The sequence below is a fragment of the Streptomyces sp. CRN 30 genome, from assembly GCF_034105845.1.
The window spans coordinates 1-4,421 of sequence record NZ_JAVRHI010000254.1 but is presented as its reverse complement, the minus strand read 5'-3'; the positions used below and the strand labels follow the sequence as shown (position 1 = coordinate 4,421).

2 protein-coding genes are annotated in these 4,421 nt (G+C 71.7%); one reads left to right on the top strand and one right to left on the bottom strand.

Features of this window, described 5'->3' with window-relative positions; genetic code table 11:
• On the top strand, positions 1 to 634 hold a 634-nt coding region (locus UW392_RS26550; protein ID WP_320777653.1), incomplete at its 5' end, for an AAA family ATPase.
• Between the two features lie 109 nt (positions 635 to 743).
• On the opposite strand, the gene UW392_RS26545 is transcribed toward UW392_RS26550, so the two are convergent.
• Positions 744 to 3,878, bottom strand: a complete 3,135-nt coding sequence (locus UW392_RS26545; protein ID WP_320777652.1) for an NACHT domain-containing protein — start codon at positions 3,876 to 3,878, stop codon at positions 744 to 746.
• Positions 3,879 to 4,421: the final 543 nt, after the last annotated feature.

The following is a 4,421-nucleotide window of genomic DNA, read 5'->3' as shown; positions in this document are numbered from 1 at the left end:
CAACTCGCTGCTGCAGATCCTGGAGGACGGTCGCCTGACCGACTCCCAGGGCCGGGTCGTGGACTTCAAGAACACGGTCATCATCATGACGACCAACCTCGGCACCCGGGACATCTCCAAGGGCTTCAACCTGGGCTTCGCGGCCTCGGGCGACAAGAAGACCAACTACGAGCGCATGAAGAACAAGGTCTCGGACGAGCTCAAGCAGCACTTCCGGCCCGAGTTCCTCAACCGCGTCGACGACGTGGTCGTCTTCCCGCAGCTCACCCAGGACGACATCCTCGCGATCGTCGACCTGATGATCGGCAAGGTGGACGAGCGCCTGAAGGACCGGGACATGGGCATCGAGCTCTCCCAGTCCGCCAAGGAGCTGCTCTCCAAGAAGGGCTACGACCCGGTGCTGGGCGCCCGGCCGCTGCGCCGCACGATCCAGCGCGAGGTCGAGGACACCCTCTCGGAGAAGATCCTCTTCGGCGAGCTGCGTCCGGGCCACATCGTGGTCGTGGACACCGAGGGCGAGGGCGAGGCCAAGACCTTCACCTTCCGGGGTGAGGAGAAGGCCGCGCTCCCCGACGTCCCGCCGATCGAGCAGGCGGCGGGCGGCGCGGGCCCGAACCTGAGCAAGGACGCGTAAGCGCCGCGCTCGGCCTGAGCGGTAGGGGGTGCCCCGGGACTTCGGTCCTGGGGCACCCCCTTTTCTCCGCTTCTGCCGGACGGCCTTCCGGACGGCCGTCCACAGGCGCTCAGAGCACGTTGACGGCTGCTTCCTCCACGACGGGAGCGTTCGGGAGGAGAGCGAGGACGTGTTCCGGGACGACCGCCGTCTCCGGGGCGAGGCGGATGTCGACCGTCCGCAGGTTCGGGAACAGCTCGGGCACCCTCGACAGGTCCTCGGCGCCGGTGAACGCGTTGAGCCGCAGGTGGGTGACCCCCGGCAGCACGGGAGCGGCCTCCCAGCCGGTCGCCTCCCAGTTGACGCGCAGGTACTCCAGGGCCGGGAGCCGGGTGACCTCCGCGAAGTCCTCGGCGGTGAGCCTCTTCGGCAACTTGGCGAGGCTCAGGGTCCGCACCGACTCCAGACGGCTCAGGCCCCGCAGGCCGGTGTGCAGCAGCGCCCGGCGGGTGAAGCGCAGGTACTCCAGCGGCAGTCCCGGGGGCAGTGCCGCGTCGACGGTCTCGGCGCACAACGGGACGCCGACGTCCAGCATCCTCAGGGTCGCCGAAGCCGCGAGGCAGTGGAGCACGCCCGGACGTTCCAGGCCGTCGAGGTGGTTCAGGTGCAGCCAGCTGAGCGGGAGCCCGGCGAGCGGTGCCAGATCCTCCACCCGAGGGCTGCCGTCCAGGTCGAGATAGGTGATTTGGTCCTGCTCCGACAGGAAGCCCAGGTCGTCCAGGGCCTGGTTGTCGCGTACCACCAGCTCCCGCACCTGCCCGGGCAGGAGGCCGGCGCGGATGTCGGCCGCGTGGATGTCGCCGGAGAGCTGGATGCGCGACCGGCCGCCGAGCTCCCGCAGGATCCGCAGCTGCTCGGCCGAGCCGGCGGTGAAGTAGAGCTCGTCCTCGGAAAGGTGCGCGACGACCTCCTCGGCGTACCGCCGGGTGTCAAACCGGCGCCACGACCAGGTGAGCTGGGCCCGTACGGCCAGGTACGGGTGCGAGCGGAAGCGGGCGAGCACCGGGACGGCGGCGTCCGTGCCGATCAGCGACGCCGTCACCACCACCGCCCGCGCCTCCGCGTCCGTCAGCCCTTCCGGCCCGGGCAGCAGCTCCAGCACCAGCGGCCCGCAGGCGGCCAGCAGCCGGGCCTCCTCGACCGTGCGCGGCGGGATCAGCGGGGCAGCGCCCCGCTCCACGGCGGCTCGCACCGCCGGGTCGAGCTGCGTGGCGTGCTCCAGGCAGGCCAGCGCCAGGAGCCGCACCCGTGCCCCGGCCGCTCCGTCCAGCCGCCCGGCGAAGCCGCTCATGTCGTCCAGCAGCGCGGCCCGCTCCCGCGGCCGGGCGTGGGCGACCGCCATCCGGATCACGTCCGCCCACTGCTCGTCCACGGCGTTCCGTACGAGCAGGCCGAAGTCGCCGTCCTCCACGGCGGCCTTGGCGCCCAGGTAGTCCTGGAAGGTGCGGTGCACGAACATCACCGTTCCTTCGGCGGGTTCGCGGAGCAGTCCGCTGCGGACCAGGAGGTGCCGCAGGATGCGCTCCGCGTCGCCCTGGGCGGCGGCGGCCGGCAGAGCGGGCAGGACCTCGGCCACGACGCGCAGGGCGCGGTCACGGTCCATCTCGGACTGGTTGTTGCGGATGAGCCAGTACGCGAGGCGCTGGAGCAGCTGGATCTGGGGGAGCTCGGTGAGGTGCACGTCGTCCTCGCCGCGCTCCTGGAACATGTCGCGCTCCTCGTCGCGGCGCGCGAGCAGCATGGACAGGGCCGCGTCGTACAACTCGGGTCTGCCGTGCGGGAGGTAGCCGCGCCGGTCCCGGTGGAGGGCGCAGATCAGCCCGCACATCAGCGGGTTGGTGGCGAGACGGCCCAGGTCGGCCTTGGTGCGGACGGCCTCCAGCAGGGAGCGTTCGTAGCCGTCGAGGCGGTCGGTGTCGGGCGCGCCGAGACGGGCCGCCGTGTGCCAGCGGGCGATGAACGCGGCCACGTCGTCACGGCTCATCGGGGAGAGGGCCAGCTCGGTGAAGCCGTCCGGGGCGAGCCAGTCCGCGCGGACGGCCGAGGGCCGTGAGGTGACGAGCCACTGGTTGCCGGGATAGACGTCCAGCAGGTCGCGCAGCCAGCGCCGGGTGCGGTCGCGGTCCCGCTCGGGCACCTCGTCGATGCCGTCGACCAGGAGGAGTCCGCGTCCGGCGGTGAGGACGCGGTCCGCCCAGCCGTCGGGCTGGGTGGCGTGGAAGGGGACGCGTACGGCGGCGAGGAAGGCCTCGGGTGAGGGAAGACCGCCCAGGCGGCGGACGAGCGTGCGGAGGGGCAGGACGAACGGGACGCGGTCCCCGCGCTCGCCGCGGGCCGCCGTCACCGCGAGCCACTGCACGAGCGTGGTCTTGCCGGAGCCGGCGGCTCCGCGCAGCAGCACCCGGTCGTGGCCGGTCAGGATCTGGTCGGCGGGCAGGCTCGTGGACGTGACATGCGCACCACCCGGGCCGTGCGGGTCGTCGTCCTCCTCCGCCGGACACAGGGCCGTCAGGCTCAGGTAGGCGGCGTCGAGGGGCCAGCGCTCCGGGGAGTCGACCAGGTCGATGCCGTAGATCGTGAGGTGGCTGTGTCTCGTGGCCACGTACGCCAGGTAGCGCTGTTCGAAGGCGGTGTCGGTGCTGCCGGCGGGAGGCGTCCGGGCGATCAGCTCGTCGACCTTCGCGATCAGTTCGGCCTGCCGGTGGGTCTGCTCCATCAGCGTGCGGGGGACGAAGGCCGACCGCTGGGTGAAGAAGTGCAGGATGTGCAGGCAGGCCGTGTCGAGGAGGCGCTGGTAGAAGAGGGTCGCGTCGAGGGAGAGGTGGCGGTCCGGGGTGCCGCTCGCCGCGCGCAGGCGCGAGGCGAGGTCCTGCCGGCCCAGCTGCACGGCCTGTACGTCGGTCATGTCGAGGTCGCCCAGGGCGTACAGGGTGGTGGCGAGGGCGTGCGCGACGGCGCTCTCCTCGTCGTCGCGCACCGGCCGTTCGCCGCCGGCCTTGAGTGCGCGCCGGACCAGCTCGGTCGCGATCCTGGTGAGTTCCTTCTCGGCCAGCGTCCGCTTCTCCCCACGGAACGAGACGAACTCGCGGACGCGCACCGGTCGGTCGACGAGCCCCGCTCCCGGCCCGTCCGTCACGAAGAGTCTCTTCACCAGTGGTGTCATCAGGCTGGACGCCAGTTTCACGCCCATCGCCGCTGCTTCCATGTGCTCCCCCCGAGGGCCCGGCCGACCGTGCGGACAGAAGCGTACGGAACACGGAGGTCCGACCGGGAGGGAGGCGCTGCGGAGGGAGTAGCCCACGTCACGTTCCACGGTTCGCGGGAGCCGGGCGCCGGTGACATGGCGCACAGGGGATATGCCCGTTACTAGCAGGAATAGTGGCATGCAAAGTCGGGGCAAAGGTAATTTCTCCCGGGGATATGCGACGAAGTACGAGTTTTCTTCGTAGGTCACACTTCTTGTCACGAAGGGGACCCCCCGGTACCAAGGGACATGTCCGTTCGGCAGGCGACGACGCGCCGGACGTGTCAGTCCCCGGACGCCGTGTCCGCCGGAGGCACCGCCTCCGGCCGATGCCGTCCGCCCCCACCCCGTGAGGTTCTCAGATGTCGAAGCGTGTCCGCTCCCGCCTGTCCCGTACGTCCCTGCTCCGTCTGCGCACGGCCGCGGTGGCCGTCGGCGTGGGCGCCTCGGTCGTGGGCGGAGTCGGCGTGGCGGCCGCGGCCGGCACCGCTGCCCCGGCCGCGG